The sequence below is a fragment of the Lentzea sp. NPDC003310 genome, assembly GCF_040610935.1.
Classification (GTDB): Bacteria; Actinomycetota; Actinomycetes; order Mycobacteriales; family Pseudonocardiaceae; genus Lentzea.
Window position 1 is genome coordinate 129,739 of sequence record NZ_JBEXNC010000011.1, and the last position, 21,648, is coordinate 151,386.

The following is a 21,648-nucleotide window of genomic DNA, read 5'->3' on the forward strand; positions in this document are numbered from 1 at the left end:
CGAAGTGTCCGGATTTGTTGCTGATGACTCTACCGATGAATGTTTTGATCGAGTTGGCGTTGGTAGAGCTTGCGGATGACGTCGTCGATCTCGGGCTCCACGACGGCGAGGTCGTGGACCTCCACCTGCCGCACCACCTGGGTGATCAACTGCGCCGCCGTCGTCTCCGCCCTCCTGAACGTGAGGTGGTGTCGCAACCCGCTCGCGTCGCTGCGCACCGCCGTTACTCCAGGGACGTCCGGTGGAGGGCCGGGTTCCCGCAGGTCGATGACGAGCTCGCGTTCGGGGGTGACCTCGGCGCGCAGCTCCGCCAGCGGCCCGTCGGCGAGCACCCGGCCGTGGTCGATCACCATCAGCCGCGGGCAGAGGCGTTCGATGTCGTCCAGGTCGTGCGTGGTGAGCAGGAGAGTGGTGCCGCGCCGGGTGTTGAGGTCCGCGAGGAACTCCCGCAGGCGTTCCTTCGACTCCAGGTCCAGGCCGATCGTCGGCTCGTCCAGCACCAGCAGCTCGGGGGCGTGCAGCAGCGCGGCGGTGATCTCACCCCGCATCCGCTGCCCCAGCGAGAGCTGCCGCACCGGTGTGACGAGGAGCTCCTGCAGGCCGAGGAGCTCGACGCACTCGTCGAGCCGGCGGCGGTAGTCCTCCGCCGACACCCGGTAGATCGACCGCAGCAGGTCGAAGCTGTCCTGCAGCGGCAGGTCCCACCAGAGCTGGCTGCGTTGCCCGAACACGACGCCGATGCGCTTCGCGAGGTCCCGCCGCTGCTTCGACGGGTCCACGCCGTCGACGCGGACGTGCCCGCTCGTCGGCACCAGGATCCCGGTCAGCATCTTGATCGTCGTGGACTTGCCGGCCCCGTTCGGCCCGACGTACCCGACGGCCTCCCCGGCCTGCACGCCGAACGTGACGCCGTCGACCGCCGTGACCGTCTTGTAGTTGCGCCGCAGGCCTTTCGACGTGGCGACCTTGAACTCCCTGCGGAGCTCCCGAACCTCGATCATGATCCCGTTCCCCGGTAGTGCCTGACCGCGAACCGCCACACGAACCCGGCGACGCCCGCCGCCAGTGCCGCGACGAGCGGTGATGTCCAGCCGACCCAGCCAGGAAGGCCGAGCGAGTCCTGCTTCCCGAGCAGCGCGAGGCTCGGGTAGTACGCGACGAACGCCCCCGGCACGACGAACGCCATCAGCCAGCGCAACGGCCGCGAGTAGACGTTGATCGGGTACGACGTGAAGGCGTTGCTGCCGTAGGTGACCGAGTTCGCGAACTCGCGGCCCTCGACGATCCAGAAGCAGATCGAGCAGGCCACCACCCACACAGCGCTGTAGATGACCGCGCCCGCGATCGGGGTGACGACCGTCAGCACGACCTTCGCGGGCGACCAGTCGACCGCGACGTTCGCCAGCGCGTAGAACATCACCGCGAGCGCACCGGTGATCCGGCCGACCCTCCGCAACCGGATGTCCGAGCACATGATCTGCGGCAACGTGCGCAGCGGCCGCATCAGCAGCACGTCGAAGCTGCCCGTGCGGATGTAGGTCGGCAGGTTGTCGAGCTGTCCCGCGAACAGGTCCGCGACACCGAACGCGGTCCCCGCGAACGCGTACATCAGCAGCACCTCGTTCTGCGAGAAGCCGCCCAGCGCGTCGATCCGGGTGAACAGGATCAGGATGACGACCATCTCGTAGCCCTGGGCCATCACCTGCGTCACGAAGTCCAGTGCGAACGACGCGCGGTAGGACATCTGGCTGCGCAGCCGCGCGCCGATCAGCCTCGGGTAGACGAACTCAGCCACCCTGCACCACCACCCTCCGCACGGCGCGTTGCAGCACGAAGTGGCCGATCGCGAGCATCACCACGGCCCAGAACGCCTGCAGTGCAATGACCTTCACCCAATCGCCGTGCCCGAGGAACACGTCGATCGGCGCCTGCAGCACCGCCGGGAACGGCGTCAGCCACAGCACGTCCCGAGCCCACTCGGGGAAGAACGCGATGGGCACCGTCAGGCCGCACAGCAGACCCGACGAGATGGTCCAGAACCCGTACAGCCCCCGGTTGTCGAGCAGCCAGAACGAGCTGACCTCGACGAGGAACCGGAAGCCGAAGCTGATCACGAGCGCGAGCAGCGCACTGACCCCGAACAGCGGCCACTGCACGGCGGTCTGCGGGAACTGGAACGGGAACAGCACCATGCCGAACACCACCGGCGGGGCGAGCCGCGTCAGGAACGCGAAGCCACCCCGCCCGACGTCCTCCGCGAGGAGGGCGCCCTGGAGGTTCCACGGCCGGTAGAGGTCTACCACCACGTCACCGGATCGCACGCGCTCGGCGAGCTCGTTGGTTCCCCACAACAGGACGAACCCGAGCAGCCCCTGCCCGATCCAGACGTAGGTGTTGGCGGCAGCGACGTCGTAGTCGGCGATCTCGCCGTTCGCCGCTTCGAGCGCGGCGACGAGGATCGCGACCCGCAACAGGCCGAAGACCACGTTCGTGGTCATCCCGGCCAGCATCGCTTGTCGGTAGGTCGAGTACCTTCGGAATCCAGCAATGATCAAATCGGCGTGAACACGCACGTCGGTCTACGTTAGCGACCGTCGCAAGTGGATTTCTAGTTGCTGCCGAACGCGCTGGTGAAGACCTCTCCCGCCCCAGGTTGCGAGGCCAGGCAGAGGAAGTAGTTGCGGGACCCGTCCTTGAAGCCGACGGCCGTCCTCTCCCAGCCGGTGGTGTCGACGGTCGGCCGGGTGGCGGCCTTCATCACCTCGGGCGTGCAGACGTCCTTCACCTCGACGGACTCCAGCAGCTCGTCGGAGTCGACGTCCGGAATCTCCCCGGAGAGCCAGCCGCCACCGAACGCCTCCCAGTAGTGCTCGCTCGAGCAGCTGCCGACCTTGCGCGCCGAGGCCGCCTGACCGCCGATGCTGACGATCCCGCGGAAGCAGGTCGACTGGTCGATGCAGTACCTCTCACCACACTTCTTGAGGTAGGGCGGGATGTCCTCGGCGCCACCCGGCTGCGTCGTCGCCGGACCCGGCCCCTGCGCGTTCGTCTGCTCCTTGCCGCCGAACGGGTTCCAGATCAGGAAACCCGCCACCAGCAGCACGACGAGCGCGGCGGCCCCGGCGACCAGCGGCCACGTCCTGCGCTTCGGCGGGGGAGGCACCGGCACCGTCGGCATCCGCATCGGGTCGATCAGCTCGTCCCGCAGCTGCGCCGCGCTGGGCGTGCGCAGGTTCGCGTCCGGGTGCAGCGCGCGGGCCAGCGCCTCGTGCATCGCCGGAGGCACCCCGGGCACCGCCACGATGGGCCGGCGCAGGATCTCGCCGAGCTGGTCGAACGAGGTGATGGGCCACGGCACCGGGCGCGGCGGTTTGCCGGCGAGCAACGTGTAGAGCGTGGCGGCGAGCGAGTAGACGTCGGCCTGCGGCGTCGGCTCGGCCATCGCGAACGCCTCGGGCGGCGCGTAGCTCGGGCTCAGGGCGTCCCGCGTGACCGTGCTGCCGCCCTGCGCGTCGAGCAGCGCCGCGAGCCCGAAGTCGGCGAGCTTCGGCGTGCCGTAGCGGTCGACGAGGATGTTGCCGGGCTTGATGTCGCGGTGCAGCACTCCGACCTGGTGCGCCGCCGCGAGCGCGTCCGCGAGCTTGATGCCGAGGTCGCGCACCTGCTCCGGGTGCAGCGGGCCGTGGTTGTCGAGCTGGTCGGCGAGCGAACCGCCCGTGCACAGCTCCATGACGATGTACGGCGTGCCGTTGACGGTGATGTCCGCGTCGTGGATGCCGATGATGTGCGGGTGGCCGGACAGCTTGGCCGCCGCCTGCGCCTCGCGCAGGAACCGCCGCCGGTCCCGTTCGTCGGCGAGCACCCGGTTGTCGATCTTGACAGCCACGTCGCGACCGAGTTGTGCCTGGTGGGCGGTGTAGACGGTGGCGAACCCGCCCGCGCCTAACGGTCTCAGCTCGGTCAGGCCGGGGATGTGGGGTGCGGTCACGCGCGGGAGCATAGTTCCGCACCCCGACAAAGCTCCGGTTAGGCCGTGCAGGTCAGCGCGCCACTCCTGAGCGCGTGGCTGCTCGTGTTGTCGTCGTCCGCCCAGAGGACGACCTTCTTGCCGTTGACGCAGCTCGGCGAGATCGCGAAGCCCTCGAGGTTCACGTTCGGCAACGTCGACGGCCGGTTGTACGTGGCCGTGGCCTTGAACTTCCCGCTGCTGATGGTCAGCGTCGTCGTGCGTCCGCTGCAGTGGTTGTCGCAGATGCTCCACAGCTTGGCGCCGTCGAACTCCAGGTCCATCACCTGGCTCTGCCCGCTCGCGAACCTGCTGAGCAGCTTCGCGCTCGTGCCCTGCAAGGCGTACACGTACACCTCGCCGGTGGCCTCCAGCCCCACGAAGAACAGCCCGGTGCCGTGACCGGGGTGGTCCGCCGGGTCGTAGGTCTTGCCGCTGTCGTCCTTGAAGCCGTTGCGCGTGAGGTACGTGTCGGGCACCCACGAGATCGCCTCGGGCCCGTCGTTGGGGTCGACCTCGGGCATGCCCCCGAGCTCCCACTCACCGACCGCGTTGCCGCCGGTGGTGCCGTACTTGAGGATCATCGGCGCGCTCACGTCCCCGTCGTCGTTGTCGCGCTCGACAGCGACGAAGAGCCCGTCCGGCGTGCTCACGACCCCTTCGGCATCGGGATCACCCTGCCCGTCCGCGAACCTCAGGGACCGCTTCTGGTCGACCTTCCAGGTGCTCCCGCTGGGCACGAGCCGGTACAGCGTCGAGGGCCCGTTCTTGACCGCCCACACGACCCCTGAGCTCTCGAACGACAGCCCGCTGAGGTTCGTGCCGAAGACGTTGGTCCCGTCCGCGTACTTCGTGGCCGAGTCGCCCGGCCACGACGTGGCGGCCCCCGCGGGCACGCACGCCAGACCCAGCGCGAGGACGGTGAAGACGCCGATCACCTTGATGCGCAACGCAAACGCCCCTTCTCCCACGAGGCGCGATCGCACCCCGTGCAGGCTGGCGGCGTACGTCCAGTGCACCAGACGACGAACGGCGCGGCTACTTCTTGGCAGCGGCCTTCGCGGCCTTCTTGAAGTCGCGGACCTCCAGCAACGACGTCTGGTCGCGCACGTCGGCCACGCTACGTCGGCTTCCTTCGTCCCCGTAGTGCCCGGCAGCGGCACGCCACCCCTCGGGCTGGACGCCGAACTGTTTGCCCAGAAGTGCAAGGAAGATCTTGGCCTTCTGGTCCCCGAACCCGGGCAGCGCCTTGAGCCGCTTGAACACCGCGGCCCCGTCCCCGTCGGACCAGATCCGCGTGACGTCGCCGTCGTAGGTCTCGACGACGTACTGCGCCATCGCCTGCACCCGCTTGGCCATCGAGCCGGGGAACCGGTGCACGGCGGGCGGGGTGGCCATGATCGAGGCGAACGCCTCGGGGTCGGCGTCGGCGATGCGGTGCACGTCCAGGCCGCCCATGCGGTCGGCGAGGACCTTGGGGCCGGAGAACGCCTTCTCCATCGGGATCTGCTGATCCAGCAACATGCCGGTCAAGAGCGCGAACATGTCCGACGCGAGGAGTGCGTCCGCGTCCGGGTTCTGCGCGAGGCACACCGTCCGAGTCATGACGAGAAGGATCGCATGCCCGGCAGAAGATCGCCGGGGGTGGGGCGGTGCTGTTTCGTGAAACACCAAATGGCCGCCCGCGGAAATGTGCGGGCGGCCACTTCAGGTGTACTTCAGATGATTATTCCGGAAGGTAAAGCGTGAACAGCTGGTTGGCGTTGCCGTGGCAGTCCCACTGCAGGAAACCGGTGCCATTCACGGTGTTGGCGTTGTCGAGATCGAGGCACTTGCCGGTGGCGCGGTTCTTGAACAGGACCGGCCAGACGTGGGTCTGCGGGTCGGCGCCGGCGGGCAGGACGACGTCCCACTGCTGGTTCGAGCCGTTGTGGCAGTTCCACTGGATCACGTGAGCGCCGTTGGCCGCGGAGCCGTTGGCCAGGTCGAGGCACTTGCCGGAGTTCGCGTTCACGAACATCGCGGTGCCGTACTGGCTGTCGGACTCGACCCAGATCGGGCCCCACTTCTGGTTGTTCGTGCCGTAGCAGTCGAACAGGATGGTGCGGGCACCGTTGTCCACGGAGTTCCAGGCCACGTCGGCGCAGCGCGGCGCCGTCGAGCCGAACTTCGGGTCGTTGGTCTTCGGGACGATCAGGGTCCACACGGCCCCGCCCGCGACGGCGGCGGTCTTGGCGGCTCCGCCCAGCTTCGGGATCTGGTAGGGCTCGAGGTCCGGTGCTGCCGAGGCCGGCGAGATCGCGACGGACATCAGGGCGGCGGCAGCCGCAATGGCAACGGAAACTCTGCGCGCGATGTTCTTCACTATCTGTCCCCCATGTTTGCCGACTGAGAAATCCATGGGAGGGCGTCCCCCGACGCTAAGTTGCTCCCCCAGGAACAACGCCAATCTTTCAAATCGGCAGTCGTCCGTCAAGGGTCATTTTGTCGTGATCGGCCGGGTCGTTCGTGGGGGATGAAACGACTTCAGGCGCCCGCGACGCGCACTTCGGAGACCACCTGGCGCACGAGTACGCGCAACGCCTCCCGGTCGACCGTGGCCGGGTCGTCGGCCAGCCAGTCGCCGATCTCGCTCACGAACTGCTCGGGGGTCATCGGGGGCACCTCGAAGTCGAGGTCGTCGTCGCACGTGACCTCGCCGGCGCGGCTCGGGTAGACGAGCAGGGCGCCGCGGATCTCGAGCCACGGCAGGAGTTCGGCGAAGCGCTCGACGCCCTCCAGCAGCTGGGTGCCGCCGCCGCGGAACGGGTGGCCGTTGCGCCAGAGTTCGCCGTCCTCGTCGCAGTAGTAGTGGCCGGGCAGCCACGACTTCGACTCGATGAGGACCAGGCGGCGGCCGCACAGCAGGGCGTGGTCGATGTCGGTGAAGACCGAGCCCGGCCAGGCGAGGCCGTGGAAGATGCGCACGCCCGGTAGTTGGGTCATGTACTCGGTGAGCAATCCGGCGGTCAGCCGTTCGCGTCTGTTTTCACCCGGACGGCCGAAAATGGTGTTCCCGTCGTACTCGCCGGCGAACGCCCGTTCGGCCCGCGCGACCGTCATGTAGCGGCGCACCAGTCGGAACGCCCCGTAACCGGCGGCCGCCACGAGCGGCAGCCAGACGGCGAGCAGCAGTGGCGACAAGGTCATCGTCAACGGGATGAGCAGGACGAACCACCCACCGATCGCGGCCGCCGCGGGGGCGTGGCCGAGGCCGGTGGCGGGCACGTAGCGGACCCGCGCGCCGAGGTCGATGCGGTGCCACCACTCCATCGAACCGAGGTCGACGCGGGGGCGCGGCGCCATGAAGTTCGGGTCGTCGCCGAAGTCGCGCAGCCTGCCCGTGTGACCTGTTCTGCGAGGTCGTGGGCGTGTCTGCGGGCGGACGACCGTCGGCGCGGGCCGTGCGGGGCGGTCGTAGTCGGCCCGGCGGACCGGGTCCTTCAGCGTCTCGTAGGCCTCCTGGAGCAGGCGGAAGCCGCCAGACGTCCCACCCGCGTCGGGGTGCATGACCTTGGCTAGCGAGCGGTAGGCCGACTTGATCTCCGAGGCGCTGGCGCCCCGGGTCACACCGAGCAACTCGTAGTAGTCGATCCCTGGCACGACACCGTCCAGTTCGAGGTTGGTCCGTGAACCTTATTGGGTCCAACACTTTCGCAGGGCATACGGCCCGCCCTTCGCCGTCTAGTGTGAAGGACGAGGTGGCGAGGGGCCTGTAGCGCAGTGGTCGACGCGCCCTCCTGAACGGGGGAGGGAGAACGCCGGTTCGAATCCGGCCGGTCCCGCTTTCTCTCCTGGGGATTCCTGCGAAGCGAAGTCCTTTGTGGACAGTGTGAGCGGCACGTAGGGCCGGCGGCACCGCATTCGTCGTCGAGTCGCAACGGTCTCCCGACGAGCAAGATGGTGCTGGACCTCGGTTTCCGCGGCCGCGGCTGGACCGGCCGACCCTCGACAGGTGGCGCAGGATGTCCGGGTGGACGCACTCGAACACCTGCGCCGCCTCTGCCTCGCGTTGCCAGAGGTGACCGAACGCCTGAGCCACGGCGAGCCCACGTGGTTCGTCCGCGGCAAGAAGACCTTCGTGACGCTGTCCGACCACCACCACGACGACCGCGTGGGGTTCTGGTGCGCGGCCGGTCCCGGAGTCCAGGAGACCCTGGTCGCCCAGGACCCCGAGCACTACTCCGGCCGCCGTACGTGGGCCACCGCGGCTGGCTCGGCGTGTACCTCGACGTCGACCTCGACTGGGGCGTCGTCGCCGACCTCGTCGAGGACGCCTATCGGGTGATTGCCCCGAAGACGCTGGTCGCGCAACTCGACGCTTCGAGTTGCCGACCCGACTGACCTGCCGCAGTCTTCCGCGCATGGCGACCTGTGACGTCTGTGGCAACGACTACTGGATGGCGTTCGAGGTGCGCACCGTCGGCGGCGGCGTGCACACGTTCGACAGCTTCGAGTGCGCGATCCAACGGCTCGCGCCGCGCTGCGAGCACTGCGACTGCCGGGTGATCGGGCACGGCGTGGAGGTGGAGGGCAAGTTCTTCTGCTGCGCCCACTGCGCGCGTTCGGGCTCGGCGGACCTGGGCGCGATGATCCGCGACACCGTGGGCGCGCATCCCGGCTAACTCAGCACCAGGTCCAGGCTGAGCGGCACGGCCGGCGGCAACGCGTCCGTGCCCGCCCGGAACGCCTCCAGCAGGTAGGCGACCAGCCGTTTCGACGCGGCGACGGCGACCTCCACCGGTACCCCGGCGAGGCCGCCGTTCGCCATGAGCACCAGCGTGAGGTCGTGCGGCGAGAAGTCCGCCCGCAGCTGACCGCTGTCCTTCGCCCGCTGCACCAACGCGCTGAAGCCCGCCCACGTGCGGTCGCGCACCTCCGAGTGCAGGTCCGGGAACGACGCCGTGAAGGCCGCGGTGAAGCCGCGGTCGCACGCCTGCAGCAGGCAGACCTGCTCGATCACCGTGCGGAAGCCGCGCCACGGGTCCGGGTCGGTCAGCGCCTCGTCGATCACGCCCTGGCACACCGCGAACTGCTCGGTGAAGGCCTCCATGACCAGCGCTTCCTTGGTCGGGAAGCGGCGGTACAACGTCGCGACGCCCACGCCGGCCCTCCGCGCGATGGCGGCCATCGGCACGTCCAGGCCTCGTTCGGCGAAGAGTTCCCGTGCGACGGTCAGCACCCGTGCGCGGTTCTCGCGTGCGTCGGCTCGCATCTGAGACGGTTCGGCAGTCACTTCTTCTCACTTCGCCTCAAGTGGACGGGGGTCTCCACTTAGCAGGCTACGGTCGGAGCATGGACTTCAGAAGCCCGATCGTGAACCGCGTCAACAGGCTCGTCGTCGGGCTGCGCGACGCGCCGCTCGTCGGGAAGCTCGTGCGCAAGGGGATCACGGTCGTGTCCTACACGGGCCGCAAGTCGGGCCGTACGTTCTCCACACCCGTTGGCTACCAACGCAAAGGTGACACCGTTGACATCAGGGTGATGATGCCCGACGCCAAGAAGTGGTGGCGCAACTTCAACGGCGAGGGTGGTCCGCTCACCCTCGAACTCGATGGCGCCCAACGGACCGGACACGCGACATCGCACCGTGACGACAAAGGTCGTGTCACGGTGCGAGTGCAGCTCTAGAAGCCTTAAGCGGCAAGGCGTCGGCGCTCCAGGAACGCCGCCACGAGGTAGGCGCCGCCGCCCAGCACGGCCAGCACGCCGAAGAAACCGGCTCCCGGCACGAACAGCGTCGCGGCGGCGACCAGCATCAGCCACGTGCCCAGGTTGTAGTGCAGGGCGTTGCCGCGGATCGCGCCCTCCGCGATGTAGATCAGGCCGACCACGATGGTCGAGCCGGCGGGCCACAGCACGGTCTGCAGCTCTGGCTTGTCGAACACCGTGCTCAGGCCGGTCACCGCTAACGCGAGTGCGGTGAACCCGGTGATCCAGGCCGTGCCGACCAGCTTCTCGGCTCGTCGGCGCGCTTCGGTGGCCACCTTCTGCGCTCGCAGCGACGCGGTCATGGCGAAGGCGGTGCCGGCGAGGAGGCCGGTGGCGAGCAGTGCGATCGGCAGCCACGCCGGCATCGTCACCAGCTCTGCCCGGGACAGCAGCGCGGCGCCGTGGCCGAAGACGTAGGCGAACGCGAAGCCCAGGTAGGCGGCGCGGTTGTCGACCTCGGCGGACGCGACGGTGGTGGCGCGGACGGCGGTGGCGTTCATGGTGACTCCTCGAAGACTAGTGACGTGATCAGGCGTGGGGCGATGACGGTGAACTGGGGGGAGCGGCGGATCGAGGCGCGCTGGTCCGCGAGGCCGTGCAGGCCCAGCCAGAACGTGAGGGCGCGGTCGGGGTCCGAGAGGACCTGGGTGAAGAGCCGCAACGCCTCGAGAGAGAGGTCGGCCGCACCGAACATCACGCGGTAGCGGCGGGGGTGCAGGACGGCGAAGTCGAGGTACGCGAGGCCCGCCGCGTAGGCGTCGGGCGCGTCCAGAACGGCCGTTTCGAGCTCGTGGAACGCTTGGTGGCAGACGGCCAGCAAGATCGCTGTCGCGTCGGGGAACTGCTGGTAGATCGACGAGGTGGGGACGGCCGCCGCGCGGGACACGGCCCGCAGCGTCACGGCGTGGTCCGTGTCGACCAGGGCGGTCGCCGCCGCCACGATCGCCTGGCGGCAGCCCGGCCTGCTCACGGCTCCGGGACGATGACGACCTTGCCCAGCACCGTGCGCGACTCGGCCAGTGCCAGCGCGGACGCGGCCTCGGACAACGGGATGCGCGCGGCGATCTGCGGGGTCAGCACGCCGGCCTTGACCAGCTCGAGCACCTGCACGAGGTCCTCGCGCAGACGGGCGCGGAACGTGGCGGTGCGGAAGCGCTTGCCGGCCCAGAAGTTGTAGAAGCCCGCGCGCTTGCCGTTGGGCAGCAGGTTCCAGATCATCAGCTGCCCGAACAGCTTGAGCACCGGCAGCATGCCGCTGCCCGGCTCGTCCTTCGTCGCGGCCGTGCCGTAGTTGACCAGTGCGCCGCCGCGCCGCACCAGCGCCCACGAGTCGTGCAGCGCGGGCCCACCGACGTGGTCGAACACGGCGTCGACGCCCTCCGGCGCGAGTTCGCGGATCTTGGCGTACATGGTCGGGTCGCGGTAGTCGACGGGAATGGCGCCCAGTTCGCGAACGGCGTCGTGGTGGCGCGGCGACGCCGTGCCGATGACCTTGATGCCGGCGTGGCGGGCGAGCTGCACCAGCGTCGAGCCGACCCCGCCGTTCGCACCGAGCACGACGATCGTGTCGCCGCGCTTCACCTTCGCGGTCCGGTGCAGCATCTGCCAGGCCGTGACGCCGTTGACGGCCACGGTCTCGGCGGCGGCCGACTCCACGCCGTCGGGCACGGGCACCAGGTCGGCGGCCTCGACGATCAGGTGGCTCGCCCACGCGCCGACCTTCGTGACCACGGCGAACCGGTGTCCCCGCAGGTCGCGGTCCACGTCCGGACCGGCGGCGACGACCGTGCCGACGAGGTCGTAGCCGGGCACGAACGGGAAGGGCGGCTGGTCGTAGTACTTGCCCAGGCGCATCTGCTGCTCGGCGAAGCAGACGCCCGTGGCGTCCATCCGCAGGACGACCTGGCCCTTGCCCGGCGCCGGCAGGTCGCGGACCCGGACGTGCAGGCCGTCGGGCTCGACGACACCCGGCAGGACGATCTCGGTGGCGCGGGTGGTGGCGGTCGTGGCGTTCATCGTGGGAGCTCCTCGCGGTCTCGGTTGTGCTTACGGACATAAGCTAACGCCCGTAAGTTCACGAGCGCAAGACCTAACACCCATAAACTTTCAGGTGTATGGTTACGAGCGTGACGAACACGGAACCGCGCAGGCGCAACCGCCGTGGTGAGGGCGGGAAACTGCGGGACGAGATCATCGCGGCGGCCCTGGCCCTGCTCGACGAGGGCGGCGACGAACGCGCGGTCACGCTGCGCTCGGTCGCCCGCAAGGCGGGGATCGCGGCGCCGTCGATCTACCCGCACTTCGCGGACCAGCCGTCGATCATGCTGGCGGTCGTGCAGGGGGAGATGGACAAGCTCACCACTGTCCTGCGCGAAGCCGATGACAACGCACCGCGTGATGCGCGCGCACGGCTGTTCGCAGTGTGCAACGGCTACCTGGACTTCGCGAACGAACACCCGCAGCGCTACCGGATCATGTTCGGCGGCCTGTGGACACCGTCGGTCGAGGACACCTCGATCACCGACGCCGACCTCGACTCACTGGGAGTCGAGGCGTTCACGCTGCTCGTCGACGTCCTCGGCGCGTGCGTGGAGGAAGGGATCGCGCACGCCAGCGACGACCTCTACGGCGATGCCGTGGCGTTGTGGCTGGGGCTGCACGGGCTCGCGCACCAGCGGGCCGTGGTGCGCAAGATGCCCGGACCCGCCGACGTCGGTGACCGGCTGATCAAGGCACTCGCGCACCTCAAGTGAACTAGGGAGCCTCGAACAGGGTCGACACGGACTCGCCGACGTTGATCCGCCGCATCGCCTCGGCCATCGCCGGCGCGATCGACAGCACCTTCAGCTTCGGCACGGCCTTCTCGGCCGGGATCGGCACGGTGTTCGTCGCGACGATCTCCAGCACGTCGTCGAAGGCCTGCAGCCGGTCGAGCGCCCCGGACGAGAACAGCCCGTGCGTGCAGGCCACCCGGATCGACCCGGCGCCGCGCTCACGCAGCTTGTCCAGCAGCTCGATCACCGTCGAGCCCTTGGCGATCTCGTCGTCCAGCACGATCACGTCCCGCCCGGCCACGTCGCCGATGACCGTCGAGATCTGCACCTTGTCGTCGGCGAACCGCTGCTTCGCGCCGGCCGCGACCGGCAGCCCGAGGATCCGCGCGAAGTGCGCGGCCTCCTTGGCGTTGCCGAGGTCCGGCGACACCACGACGGTGTTCGACAGGTCGTGCTGGGAGAAGTGCGCGGCCAGTTCGCGCAGCGCGTGCAGGTGGTCGACCGGGACCGAGAAGAACCCGTGCACCTGCGGCGAGTGCAACGTCATCGCCAGCACCCGTGACGCGCCCGCGGCCACCATCAGGTCGGCGACCAGGCGGCCGCCGATCGAGATCCGGGGCGCGTCCTTCTTGTCCGAACGCGCGTAGGCGTAGTGCGGCAGCACGACGGTCGTGCGCGCCGCCGAGGCGCCGCGGGCGGCGTCGAGCATCAGCAGGAGCTCGACGAGGTGTTCCTGCACCGGCGGCACGAGCGGCTGGATCAGGAACACGTCCCGTTCGCGGCAGTTCGCCTGCAACTGCACCTCGAGGCAGTCGTTGGCGAACCGCGTCAAACGGCTGGGAGAGAGTTCGACGCCGAGGTGACCACAGATCTCGGCGGCGAGTGAGGGATGGGCAGAACCACTGAAGACAGCGATGTCACGCACACCCCGAAACCTAGTCGATGACCAGCACCAACTTGCCGTCGCGGAAGAACGGCGTCAGGTTCCCGCGCGTGTCGACCGTGTGCGTGCCTCGCGGCAGAACGGCCTCTATGGCCGTGAACGCCAAGATGTCCGAGACGCCGTGACGGCCGCGCAACGAGCGTTGGCCTTGGTAGCGCAGAGCGCGCCCCTCGCGCCGGTACTGATGTGCCTCAGCAGCAGTGGAGGCGCCTACTCGAAGCGCCTCCGGACCTACCTGACGTGCCGAGGAAGCGCCACGTACGGAAACACCGAAGCCCTGCGCGACCAGTGAGTTCACCACTGCGTCGGACGGGGGCACCGGCAGGAGGAAGGACATCGCGTAGTGGCCCTCGACCTCGTGCACCACGACCGTTCGGGCCGTGGTCAGCACGGTGTCGTGCAGCTCGAGCGCGATCTTCTCCGCTTCCCAGCGGTTCTCGTAGCCGGCGTCGATGCCGACGAAGGTGCTGGTCACCTGACCTCCACGAAGATCGGGTTGGTGTAGCACCACAGGTCCTCCCACGGGTTCGCGGCTCCCGGTGCGTCCGCCTGCGGTTCGAACGCGCCGCGGTTGCCGTCGGTTCCGCGCAACCGGATGTAAAAAGGCTCCCGGACGTTGCGGAACGTGTGCGTGAAGACCGCATAGTGCCAGCGCGGCTCGTAGGATCGCTCGACCTTCACATGTGGCGTGGCCAACGTTTCAGATGATGATCGTCCGGTTACAGCCCCTTTAATGAGGTCCAAACGGCGCAACCTGGGGATGAATCCCGCGCTGTTCGGCCGGGTCGCGAGACGGGCCTTGACCAGCACGGTCACGTCCGAGCCGCGGCGCACGCGCAGCCGGCCGCCCATCGTCTCCGTTCCGCCGGATGCGTAAACTCGGAAGCGAAGATCGTCCACGAGGCCGCCGTGCGACACCCACGACCGTCCAGCCCGCAGGCCCTCCATGAGCGCACCGCGCGTCCGTCGCGTCACGCCGACAACGGTTCTGGAGAACTCGCACGGGAAGAAGTCGACGTACGGCGGCATGACCTGCGGTACGGCACCCACGACCGGGTCGAGGTGTTTGCCGGTGCGGTCGAACTGGTCGCCCGGCTCCGGCACGCGGACGATCGTGTCGCGCGAGTTGAAGTGCGAGTCGGAGTTCGAGGTGATCCACCAGCCCAGGCCCTCGGCGAGCAGCGCGTCCCACACGCCGCCGACCTTCGCCGTCATCCAGTCGAAACCGCCGTAGGTGCGGTAGGCCTCGGGCGGGAAGGGCGCGTAGGAGTTCGCGCCGGGGCTGTTCGCGTAGCCGCCGCGGTACCCGCCCGGTCCGCGCACCGGGTCGCCGTCGCCCTGCGCTCCGGGCGCGCCCTCCATGCCGACAACGATGTCCGGAGCCAGGTCGCGCATCGCCCTCAACTCGTGCGGCGCCACCCGGCCGTTGCGCATCGGGTGGTTCACGAACACCAGCGCGGACTTCATCGTGCCGTTGCGGATCTTGGTCTGCAGCCACCGGACCGCGTCCAGCGCCTTGGCCTCGTTGGCCGGGGTCGACGCCTCGGCGCCGTTCAGCCGCCAGTCGAACTGCCGCTCGAAGTCGCGCAGCACGCCGGCCTCGTCCCGGCAGTCCTCGAAGAACAACGTCGCGTGCTCGGCGCCGGGCACGTTCCACTCCATGCCGTGCCACAGCAGCAGTTGCGGGAACTTCTGCCGTGCGCGCTGCACGTCCGATGCCGTCGCCTCGACCGAGTGCGCCTCGTGCGACGCGTGGCCGTGGTCGGTGACGACGAGCCAGTCCGTGCCGTGCCGCAACGCGCCGCGGATCTGCTGCTCGATGGTGTACATGCCGTCGTACGAGTACTGCGTGTGCGTGTGGTGGTCGCCGGAAAGCCATTGATAGCCCGACTTCTGGCCCGACGCCGACGCACGGCCCGTGCCGACCGCACCGGCCACACCGAGCACGCCCGCTCCCTGGAGGAAGCGTCTGCGGGCTATTTCGGACATGGCTGGACCTCCACACGACAGATCGGGGTCCGTGGAGGCTAGAGCGAACGGGTGAGCCGCAGGTGGACTCCGGATGAACTAGACCGGAAGCAGATCGACCCAGTCCAGGAACGGCAGCGCGCCCGTCCCCTGCAACGCCGCGAGCCCCAGCCAGATCGACAGGATCGTCACGACCGGCCCGACGATCGCCATCTCCACGACGCCACCGGTCTTCATCCGCATGATCTTCGGCGGCGCGACCGGGTACCAGGTCTTGCCCATGATGGGGATCGGCCACAGGATCGGGCAGCCCTGCTCGGTGATCGCGTCACCGATGTAGTGCGCGAAGCACCCGATGCCGACCGCGATCCCGCACGCCGCCGCGGACGCGTCCGTCTGCGACGTCCAGGCGATCATCGCCCACGTTATGCCCGCCGAGACGACCGTGATCCACAGCGCGTCCTGCTTGGGGCACCAGTCGTTCATGATGCCGCGCACGGCGAGACCGGCGAACACGAACATGAGCACCGGCAGCGCCCACTTCTGGCTGTTCTGCACGACCGCGGCGGTGAAGACGGCGGAGAACAACGCGAAGACGAGCGTGTGCGTGAGGCCGCGATGTCCGCCATCTCGCTTGGAATCCCGCTTCAGCCGCGTCGTCCGGTAGACGAAGCTGCTCAACGCGTTGATGCCCGCGGACAGCCCTCCGCTCAGTGCTCCGAACGTGCGCGAGATGGTCGAACCGGGGTGGTCGAGGTCGGGCAGGAGTGCCGCTCCGGTGGCGAGAACCGCGCCGACGGCCCAGCTCTGCGGCGAGAGCTGACCGATCGGGTGGCTCGACGCGAGTGCGGTGACGGCGCTCCAGGCGAGCAGTCCACTCATCGCATGTGTTGGCCCAGTTGACACTTACGCCCCTTCTGATGATCACCCGACGGAGAGACTTTATCGCTCGCACGTTCGAACCGTGTCGTTTCTCAACACGCATGGCGAGGCGGTTCTGTTGCGCTCGTCGTGGTAGCCATGAGGGAGCACCGCGTGCGCTGCTGGGCGGCCACGCGGGGGCTATGGTGCGCCTGAATCGGTGTAACCAGGGTCGCAGGTACAGCCGGGCGTTCTACCAGTACGCTTGTCTTGCTTGCATCGTCGCGAGAGGAGCGCCCGGAGTTATGGGCAAGATCAAGGTTCAGGGCACCGTCGTCGAGCTCGACGGCGACGAGATGACCCGGATCATCTGGCAGTTCATCAAGGACAAGCTGATCCACCCGTACCTGGACGTCACTCTGGAGTACTACGACCTGGGCATCGAGCACCGGGACGCCACGGACGACCAGGTCACGATCGACGCCGCGAACGCCATCAAGAAGCACGGCGTCGGCGTCAAGTGCGCCACGATCACGCCGGACGAGGCGCGCGTCGAGGAGTTCGGCCTCAAGAAGATGTGGGTCTCGCCGAACGGCACGATCCGCAACATCCTCGGCGGTGTCGTCTTCCGCGAGCCGATCATCATCTCGAACGTCCCGCGCCTGGTCCCGGGCTGGACGAAGCCGATCATCATCGGCCGTCACGCGCACGGTGACCAGTACAAGGCCACCAACTTCAAGGTGCCCGGAGCCGGCAAGCTCACGATCACGTTCCAGCCGGAGGACGGCTCGGACCCGATCGAGCACGTCGTCACCGAGTTCCCGGCGGAGGGCGGTGTGGCGATGGGCATGTACAACTACAACAAGTCCATCGAGGACTTCGCCCGCGCCTCGTTCTCCTACGGCCTGCAGCGGGGCTACCCCGTCTACATGTCCACGAAGAACACGATCCTGAAGGCCTACGACGGCCAGTTCAAGGACATCTTCCAGCGCGTGTTCGACGAGGAGTTCAAGGCGGAGTTCGACGCCAAGGGCCTCGTCTACGAGCACCGCCTGATCGACGACATGGTCGCCGCCGCGATGAAGTGGGAGGGCGGCTACGTCTGGGCGTGCAAGAACTACGACGGTGACGTGCAGTCCGACACGGTCGCGCAGGGCTTCGGCTCGCTCGGCCTGATGACGTCGGTCCTCATGACGCCGGACGGCCAGACCGTCGAGGCCGAGGCCGCGCACGGCACCGTGACGCGTCACTTCCGCCAGCACCAGGCGGGCAAGCCGACCTCCACGAACCCGATCGCGTCGATCTTCGCGTGGACCCGCGGCCTCATGCACCGCGGCAAGCTGGACAACACCCCCGAGGTGATCCGCTTCGCCGAGGCGCTCGAGTCCGTCGTCATCGAGACGGTCGAGGCCGGTCAGATGACCAAGGACCTGGCCCTGCTGATCAGCAAGGACCAGGAGTGGCTGACCACCGAGGACTTCCTCGCCGCGCTGGACGAGAACCTCAAGAAGAAGATGGCGTCCTTCTGACGTCCGTGTGCTGAGAAGGGCCACCCCGGTCACGCCGGGGTGGCCTTTTTCGTTGCGCGTCACCCGGTCGGTTCCTCTTGCGGGTGGTTGCCGCGCGGAGCCGTCCACACAGGTCCTGCAGCCGCTATATCTGCTGTTCCAGGGCTTTTGTGTGCGGAGGCAGCGCCATGTTGGGTGTACCGGTTCGGGGATTGATCGTCATCGGCGTGCTCGGCGTCGCCGGCGTGATGTACGCGGTGAACGGCGGCAAGCCGATGGGCAGCGACAAGAGCGCGGAGATCTGCAAGGTCACCGTGACCGCGGACATCCTCAACGTCCGGTCCGGCCCCGGCGACATGCAGCCGATCGTCTCGACCATGCAGCGCGACGCCGTGGCCGACGCCCAGGCCCGCGTCGAGAACGGCTACCGCATGCTCAGCGACCGCCGCTGGGTCAGCCAGTCCTTCGTAGCGCTGACCAGCGACTCGACCTGCAAGTAAACTCGCGGGCATGTTGCGGAACATGTTCCGGTGGGGCAGGGGCAAGGGCGTCACGCAGTGCTCCTGCGAGCCCGAGTGGCAGGGCCTGTACACGGAGGTCTACGGCGAGCGCCAGCTCGCGCTGCCCCGCGACGAGATGGCGACGCTGGTCGGCTACCTCGACCTGACCGCGCACTGCGCCGGCTGCGGCGCCGAGTACCCGAAGCCCTGGGGCCTGGCCTCCCAGTAGGCTCTCCCGTCGTGCTCACGGTCTCCACGGTCAACGTCAACGGTCTGCGCGCTGCCGCGAAGAAGGGCTACTTGGAGTGGCTCGCCTCGTCCTCGGCGGACGTGGTGTGTCTGCAGGAAGTCCGCGCGGAACCCTCGGAACTGGCGCCGGAGGTCCACTCGCCCGACGGCTGGCACGGCGTGTACGCACCTTCGTCGTTGAAGGGCCGCGCGGGCGTGGGCATCCTCTCGCGCGTAGAGCCGACCTCGGTCCGTGTGGGCTTCGGCGTCTCGGAGTTCGAGTCGAGCGGCCGCTACCTGGAGATCGAACTGCCGGGCGTCGTCGTCGCGTCGCTGTACCTGCCGTCCGGGGACGTCGGCACCGAGAAGCAGGACGAGAAGGACCGCTTCATGGCGGCCTTCCTGCCGTACCTGGTGTCGCTGCGCGAGAAGGCGGCCGTGTCGGGGCGTGAGGTGCTCGTGTGCGGTGACTGGAACATCGCGCACCAGCAGGCGGACCTGAAGAACTGGAAGACGAACCAGAAGGAGTCCGGGTTCCTGCCTTATGAGCGGGAGTGGATGACCTCTGTGTTCGCTTCCGGGTATCACGACGTGGTGCGGGCTTTGCACCCTGACGTGGTTGGGCCGTACTCGTGGTGGTCTTATCGCGGGAAGGCGTTCGACAACGACTCTGGTTGGCGGATCGACTACCAGGTGGCGACGGATGGGCTGGCTGGGCGGGCATTGACCGCTGTGGTGGAGCGGGCGGCCACCTATGGCGAGCGTTGGTCGGACCACGCGCCGGTGACCGTCGTCTACGGCGACTGACGGCGCTGCCGCCTCGACCACTCGTGCTGCACGCCCAAGACCACCCCAGCCACGCCCAGCACCCCGAGGATCACCGGCACCCCGTACGGGTAGCCGGCCTGCCCGGCGTGCGTGAACACCTCGCCCTTCGCGCCGATGTCGAACGCGCGGATCGTGTCGGTCTTCTTCAGCCCGCGCGGCATCCCGTTGCGGACGTGCACGTCGGAGAGCCTGATCTTGCCGTCGTCGCTGACGAACGTGCCCGTGCGCGTGTAGCAGCGCACTGAGCACTCCGGCACGTCACCGACCACGTAGGTGCCCGGCGTCCCGAGGTCGAAGCCGACCTTGAAGGCCGTCGGCGCCATGGGGACGGCGATCAGCAGGAGGACGAGGCCCACGAAGAACGCGACCGCCGCGGACGTGTCGTTGTTGTCGTCTCTCGCCATGCCGCACCCCCCTGTGTCGGAGCTTCAACGTCAACCGCGACCTGCTCGTTGCAAGTGATCCGTCTGGCCCAGCCCGACCAGCCTTTATCGCTCTTGTCACCCACCTGACCCCTCGATTCCACCCACCGGCTCCCCGAACATGAACACGATTCACCATCGATGAATCGGGGGCGGCACATGGCAGGGTTCAACCGGCGGTCTTTCCTCCTGGCGACGGCGATGGGCGCGGCAGGCGTCCCGCTGCTCGACCGCCAAGCGTTTGCGTCCACCGCGGGCACGACGCTGGACGCCACGGCCACGCCGATCGGCACCAGCGGCTACCGCAGGCTCACGGCGGGGCCGGGATGGCCGACGGTCGTGCGCGGCGACCTCGTGCAGGCCAAGCCCAACCGCGAGGCGAGGCGTAGGGCGCTCGCCAGTTTCGTGCAGTTCAGCGACATGCACATCTGCGACGCGCAGAGTCCGTTGCGGTTCGAGTACCTGCACCCGGTCATGGGGTCGAGCGCGCACCGGCCGCAGGAGGCGCTCACGACCCAGGGGTCGACGAGCCTCGTGCGGAGGGTCAACGCCGTCAAGAACGGTCCGCTGACCGGCAGGCCCTTCGACTTCCTCATGACGACCGGCGACAACACCGACAACCACGAGAACGTAGAGCTCGACTGGTACCTCGCCGTCCTCAACGGCGGCAGCATCACGCCCAACACCGGCGACAGCCGGTACGAAGGTGTGCAGAACGCCGGCATCAGCACGTACTGGCAGCCGGACCTCAGCGGTGCGGACGACTACAAGGCGAAGGGTTTCCCGCAGCTCGCAGGTCTGCTCGACGCCGCCGTCCGCACGTTCACCAGTCCCGGGCTGGACATCCCCTGGTACTCGACGATCGGCAACCACGACGACAGCGTGGTCGGCGCGTTGCCGGACGGGCTGCTCGACGGCTGGTACACCGGGCGCAACAAGATCGTTGGGTTCGGTGACCCCGTGCAGAACGCCAAGGTCGCGAAGGCGTTCCACGATCCTGCGGCGATTCCGGAAGCGATGGCGATCCTCGGCACGAGTGGTGTTGTACGGACCGTGACGCCCGACGACCGCCGCAGGCTCTTCAGCACTGGTGAGTTCGTGCGCAAGCATCTGCAGACCGGTGGACACGGGTACACGGACGCCAACGCGGACGGGGTTGACGTCTTCTACACGTTCCGGATGGCGCCTGGCGTCACGGGCATCAGCATGGACACCACGAACCTCGCGGGGTTCTCCACGGGCTCGATAGGGCTGCATCAGCTCAACTGGATCGAGAAGACCCTCAAGCGCAACAGTTCGCTCTACTACGATTGGCTCGGTCTGCCGCAACGGCAGAACGTCACCGACGAGCTATTCGTGCTCTTCAGTCACCACACGAGTTCGACGATGGGCAACGTGCTGCCGGACAAGCGGCGGCCGTTGGACCCGCGCGTGAACGGCGACGCGCTCGTGAACCTCCTGCACCGCTTCCCGAACGTGCTCGCGTGGGTCAACGGGCACACGCACCGCAACGTGATCACCCCGCACCGGCACGACACGGCGAGCAGGAGCTTCTGGGAGATCAACACCGCCGCCCACGTCGACTTCCCGCAGCACGCCCGCGTGATCGAGGTGGCGGACAACGGTGACGGCACGTTGTCGCTGTTCACGACGTTGCTGGAGGCCGACGCGCCGTACCGGGTCGACTACGACGACCGGTCCGACGCGGCCCTCGCGAGCCTGTGCCGGGAGATCACCTACAACGACATCCACTCGCGGACGAACCCGCTGGGCACGCCGCTCGACCGCAACACCGAGCTGCTCGTGGCCGTCCGCTGAGTGGGATGTCCCACAGCCGTCACGACGCGGTCAGGAATTTC

Annotated in this window: 25 protein-coding genes and 2 pseudogenes; 10 read left to right on the plus strand and 17 right to left on the minus strand. The window is 68.3% G+C overall.

Annotated features, from left to right (window positions below; translation table 11 throughout):
• Window positions 1–29: 29 nt before the first annotated feature.
• The 8 genes from ABZX02_RS23630 to ABZX02_RS23665 form a co-directional block, all read right to left on the minus strand.
• Window positions 30–1,001, minus strand: a complete 972-nt coding sequence (locus ABZX02_RS23630; RefSeq protein WP_355300723.1) for an ATP-binding cassette domain-containing protein — start codon at window positions 999–1,001, stop codon at window positions 30–32.
• Window positions 998–1,795 (minus strand): ABC-2 family transporter protein, encoded by a 798-nt coding sequence (locus ABZX02_RS23635; RefSeq protein WP_355300724.1) that lies wholly within the window; start codon window positions 1,793–1,795, stop codon window positions 998–1,000. Before ABZX02_RS23635 ends, ABZX02_RS23630 begins: the two co-directional genes overlap by 4 nt.
• Complete coding sequence (locus ABZX02_RS23640) at window positions 1,788–2,498, minus strand: ABC-2 family transporter protein (RefSeq protein WP_355300725.1); 711 nt, start codon at window positions 2,496–2,498, stop codon at window positions 1,788–1,790. The genes ABZX02_RS23635 and ABZX02_RS23640 overlap by 8 nt, the downstream gene beginning before the upstream one ends.
• Before the next feature lie 110 nt (window positions 2,499–2,608).
• Entirely contained in the window at window positions 2,609–3,988 is a 1,380-nt protein-coding gene (locus ABZX02_RS23645) for a serine/threonine-protein kinase (RefSeq protein ID WP_355300726.1), read from the minus strand.
• A gap of 38 nt (window positions 3,989–4,026) precedes the next feature.
• Window positions 4,027–4,992, minus strand: a complete 966-nt coding sequence (locus ABZX02_RS23650) for an esterase-like activity of phytase family protein (protein WP_355300727.1) — start codon at window positions 4,990–4,992, stop codon at window positions 4,027–4,029.
• 52 nt (window positions 4,993–5,044) lie between these two features.
• Complete coding sequence (locus tag ABZX02_RS23655) at window positions 5,045–5,611, minus strand: HhH-GPD-type base excision DNA repair protein (protein ID WP_355300728.1); 567 nt, start codon at window positions 5,609–5,611, stop codon at window positions 5,045–5,047.
• A 121-nt stretch (window positions 5,612–5,732) separates the two neighbouring features.
• Window positions 5,733–6,371 (minus strand): RICIN domain-containing protein, encoded by a 639-nt coding sequence (locus ABZX02_RS23660; RefSeq protein ID WP_355300729.1) that lies wholly within the window; start codon window positions 6,369–6,371, stop codon window positions 5,733–5,735.
• A gap of 161 nt (window positions 6,372–6,532) precedes the next feature.
• Complete coding sequence (locus ABZX02_RS23665; RefSeq protein WP_355300730.1) at window positions 6,533–7,648, minus strand: DnaJ domain-containing protein; 1,116 nt, start codon at window positions 7,646–7,648, stop codon at window positions 6,533–6,535.
• Window positions 7,649–7,753: 105 nt separating this feature from the next.
• Between ABZX02_RS23665 and ABZX02_RS23670 the strand changes: the two are divergent.
• The 3 genes and pseudogenes from ABZX02_RS23670 (at window position 7,754) to ABZX02_RS23680 (ending at window position 8,670) form a co-directional block, all read left to right on the plus strand.
• A pseudogene (locus ABZX02_RS23670) lies at window positions 7,754–7,830 on the plus strand.
• A 188-nt stretch (window positions 7,831–8,018) separates the two neighbouring features.
• Window positions 8,019–8,389 (plus strand): annotated as a pseudogene (locus ABZX02_RS23675) (MmcQ/YjbR family DNA-binding protein).
• 20 nt (window positions 8,390–8,409) lie between these two features.
• Window positions 8,410–8,670 carry a Prokaryotic metallothionein gene (locus ABZX02_RS23680; RefSeq protein WP_355300731.1) on the plus strand — a complete coding sequence of 87 codons (261 nt, stop codon included), beginning with the start codon at window positions 8,410–8,412 and terminating at the stop codon, window positions 8,668–8,670.
• Here ABZX02_RS23680 and ABZX02_RS23685 read toward each other — a convergent pair.
• The gene (locus ABZX02_RS23685) at window positions 8,667–9,260 is read right to left on the minus strand and encodes a helix-turn-helix domain-containing protein (RefSeq protein ID WP_355300732.1); all 594 of its coding nucleotides are present in this window, start codon (window positions 9,258–9,260) and stop codon (window positions 8,667–8,669) included. The two genes, ABZX02_RS23680 and ABZX02_RS23685, sit on opposite strands and share 4 nt — an antisense overlap.
• 80 nt (window positions 9,261–9,340) lie before the next feature.
• On the opposite strand from ABZX02_RS23685, the gene ABZX02_RS23690 reads away from it, so the two are divergent.
• Entirely contained in the window at window positions 9,341–9,676 is a 336-nt protein-coding gene (locus ABZX02_RS23690; protein WP_355300733.1) for a hypothetical protein, read from the plus strand.
• 5 nt (window positions 9,677–9,681) lie between these two features.
• On the opposite strand, the gene ABZX02_RS23695 is transcribed toward ABZX02_RS23690, so the two are convergent.
• The 3 genes from ABZX02_RS23695 to ABZX02_RS23705 are packed head-to-tail and all read right to left on the minus strand — an operon-like array spanning window position 9,682 to window position 11,773.
• Window positions 9,682–10,257: an ABC transporter permease gene (locus ABZX02_RS23695; protein WP_355300734.1), complete on the minus strand. Its 576-nt coding sequence runs from the start codon at window positions 10,255–10,257 to the stop codon at window positions 9,682–9,684.
• Window positions 10,254–10,727, minus strand: a complete 474-nt coding sequence (locus ABZX02_RS23700) for a TetR-like C-terminal domain-containing protein (protein ID WP_355300735.1) — start codon at window positions 10,725–10,727, stop codon at window positions 10,254–10,256. Before ABZX02_RS23700 ends, ABZX02_RS23695 begins: the two co-directional genes overlap by 4 nt.
• Window positions 10,724–11,773 (minus strand): medium chain dehydrogenase/reductase family protein, encoded by a 1,050-nt coding sequence (locus ABZX02_RS23705; RefSeq protein WP_355300736.1) that lies wholly within the window; start codon window positions 11,771–11,773, stop codon window positions 10,724–10,726. Before ABZX02_RS23705 ends, ABZX02_RS23700 begins: the two co-directional genes overlap by 4 nt.
• 110 nt (window positions 11,774–11,883) lie before the next feature.
• Here ABZX02_RS23705 and ABZX02_RS23710 point away from each other — a divergent pair, with 110 nt between their 5' ends.
• Window positions 11,884–12,510, plus strand: coding sequence for a TetR/AcrR family transcriptional regulator (locus ABZX02_RS23710; RefSeq protein WP_355300737.1), 627 nt, complete (start codon window positions 11,884–11,886; stop codon window positions 12,508–12,510).
• 1 nt (window position 12,511) lies between these two features.
• On the opposite strand, the gene ABZX02_RS23715 is transcribed toward ABZX02_RS23710, so the two are convergent.
• From ABZX02_RS23715 to ABZX02_RS23730, 4 genes are all read right to left on the minus strand, one after another.
• Window positions 12,512–13,456, minus strand: coding sequence for a ribose-phosphate pyrophosphokinase (locus tag ABZX02_RS23715; protein WP_355300738.1), 945 nt, complete (start codon window positions 13,454–13,456; stop codon window positions 12,512–12,514).
• A gap of 10 nt (window positions 13,457–13,466) precedes the next feature.
• On the minus strand, window positions 13,467–13,949 hold the full coding sequence (locus ABZX02_RS23720; RefSeq protein ID WP_355300739.1) for a hypothetical protein: 483 nt from the start codon (window positions 13,947–13,949) through the stop codon (window positions 13,467–13,469).
• Window positions 13,946–15,463 (minus strand): PHP domain-containing protein, encoded by a 1,518-nt coding sequence (locus ABZX02_RS23725; RefSeq protein ID WP_355300740.1) that lies wholly within the window; start codon window positions 15,461–15,463, stop codon window positions 13,946–13,948. Before ABZX02_RS23725 ends, ABZX02_RS23720 begins: the two co-directional genes overlap by 4 nt.
• A gap of 78 nt (window positions 15,464–15,541) precedes the next feature.
• On the minus strand, window positions 15,542–16,348 hold the full coding sequence (locus tag ABZX02_RS23730) for a metal-dependent hydrolase (protein ID WP_355300741.1): 807 nt from the start codon (window positions 16,346–16,348) through the stop codon (window positions 15,542–15,544).
• A 260-nt stretch (window positions 16,349–16,608) separates the two neighbouring features.
• Between ABZX02_RS23730 and ABZX02_RS23735 the strand changes: the two genes are divergently transcribed.
• From ABZX02_RS23735 to ABZX02_RS23750, 4 genes are all read left to right on the plus strand, one after another.
• On the plus strand, window positions 16,609–17,832 hold the full coding sequence (locus ABZX02_RS23735; protein ID WP_355300742.1) for an NADP-dependent isocitrate dehydrogenase: 1,224 nt from the start codon (window positions 16,609–16,611) through the stop codon (window positions 17,830–17,832).
• Between the two features lie 167 nt (window positions 17,833–17,999).
• Window positions 18,000–18,311: an SH3 domain-containing protein gene (locus tag ABZX02_RS23740; RefSeq protein WP_355300743.1), complete on the plus strand. Its 312-nt coding sequence runs from the start codon at window positions 18,000–18,002 to the stop codon at window positions 18,309–18,311.
• Between the two features lie 10 nt (window positions 18,312–18,321).
• Window positions 18,322–18,540, plus strand: coding sequence for a hypothetical protein (locus tag ABZX02_RS23745; protein WP_355300744.1), 219 nt, complete (start codon window positions 18,322–18,324; stop codon window positions 18,538–18,540).
• An 11-nt stretch (window positions 18,541–18,551) separates the two neighbouring features.
• Window positions 18,552–19,346, plus strand: coding sequence for an exodeoxyribonuclease III (locus ABZX02_RS23750; RefSeq protein WP_355300745.1), 795 nt, complete (start codon window positions 18,552–18,554; stop codon window positions 19,344–19,346).
• Here the strand turns inward: ABZX02_RS23750 and ABZX02_RS23755 are convergent.
• A complete protein-coding gene (locus ABZX02_RS23755; protein ID WP_355300746.1) occupies window positions 19,334–19,771 on the minus strand; it encodes a hypothetical protein in 438 nt (145 codons plus the stop codon). The two genes, ABZX02_RS23750 and ABZX02_RS23755, sit on opposite strands and share 13 nt — an antisense overlap.
• Window positions 19,772–19,948: 177 nt before the next feature.
• Here ABZX02_RS23755 and ABZX02_RS23760 point away from each other — a divergent pair, with 177 nt between their 5' ends.
• Window positions 19,949–21,607, plus strand: a complete 1,659-nt coding sequence (locus ABZX02_RS23760) for a TIGR03767 family metallophosphoesterase (protein ID WP_355300747.1) — start codon at window positions 19,949–19,951, stop codon at window positions 21,605–21,607.
• Window positions 21,608–21,648 lie beyond the last annotated feature (41 nt).

Excerpts from the sequence above, each read along its gene's own strand:
- ABZX02_RS23630 (WP_355300723.1), bottom strand. The coding sequence starts at position 1,001 with ATGATCGAGGTTCGGGAGCTCCGCAGGGAGTTCAAGGTCGCCACGTCG.
- ABZX02_RS23640 (WP_355300725.1), bottom strand. The coding sequence starts at position 2,498 with ATGACCACGAACGTGGTCTTCGGCCTGTTGCGGGTCGCGATCCTCGTC.
- ABZX02_RS23655 (WP_355300728.1), bottom strand. The coding sequence starts at position 5,611 with ATGACTCGGACGGTGTGCCTCGCGCAGAACCCGGACGCGGACGCACTC.
- ABZX02_RS23680 (WP_355300731.1), top strand. The coding sequence starts at position 8,410 with ATGGCGACCTGTGACGTCTGTGGCAACGACTACTGGATGGCGTTCGAG.
- ABZX02_RS23685 (WP_355300732.1), bottom strand. The coding sequence starts at position 9,260 with ATGCGAGCCGACGCACGCGAGAACCGCGCACGGGTGCTGACCGTCGCA.
- ABZX02_RS23690 (WP_355300733.1), top strand. The coding sequence starts at position 9,341 with ATGGACTTCAGAAGCCCGATCGTGAACCGCGTCAACAGGCTCGTCGTC.
- ABZX02_RS23695 (WP_355300734.1), bottom strand. The coding sequence starts at position 10,257 with ATGAACGCCACCGCCGTCCGCGCCACCACCGTCGCGTCCGCCGAGGTC.
- ABZX02_RS23705 (WP_355300736.1), bottom strand. The coding sequence starts at position 11,773 with ATGAACGCCACGACCGCCACCACCCGCGCCACCGAGATCGTCCTGCCG.
- ABZX02_RS23725 (WP_355300740.1), bottom strand. The coding sequence starts at position 15,463 with ATGTCCGAAATAGCCCGCAGACGCTTCCTCCAGGGAGCGGGCGTGCTC.
- ABZX02_RS23735 (WP_355300742.1), top strand. The coding sequence starts at position 16,609 with ATGGGCAAGATCAAGGTTCAGGGCACCGTCGTCGAGCTCGACGGCGAC.
- ABZX02_RS23740 (WP_355300743.1), top strand. The coding sequence starts at position 18,000 with ATGTTGGGTGTACCGGTTCGGGGATTGATCGTCATCGGCGTGCTCGGC.
- ABZX02_RS23745 (WP_355300744.1), top strand. The coding sequence starts at position 18,322 with ATGTTGCGGAACATGTTCCGGTGGGGCAGGGGCAAGGGCGTCACGCAG.
- ABZX02_RS23755 (WP_355300746.1), bottom strand. The coding sequence starts at position 19,771 with ATGGCGAGAGACGACAACAACGACACGTCCGCGGCGGTCGCGTTCTTC.
- ABZX02_RS23760 (WP_355300747.1), top strand. The coding sequence starts at position 19,949 with ATGGCAGGGTTCAACCGGCGGTCTTTCCTCCTGGCGACGGCGATGGGC.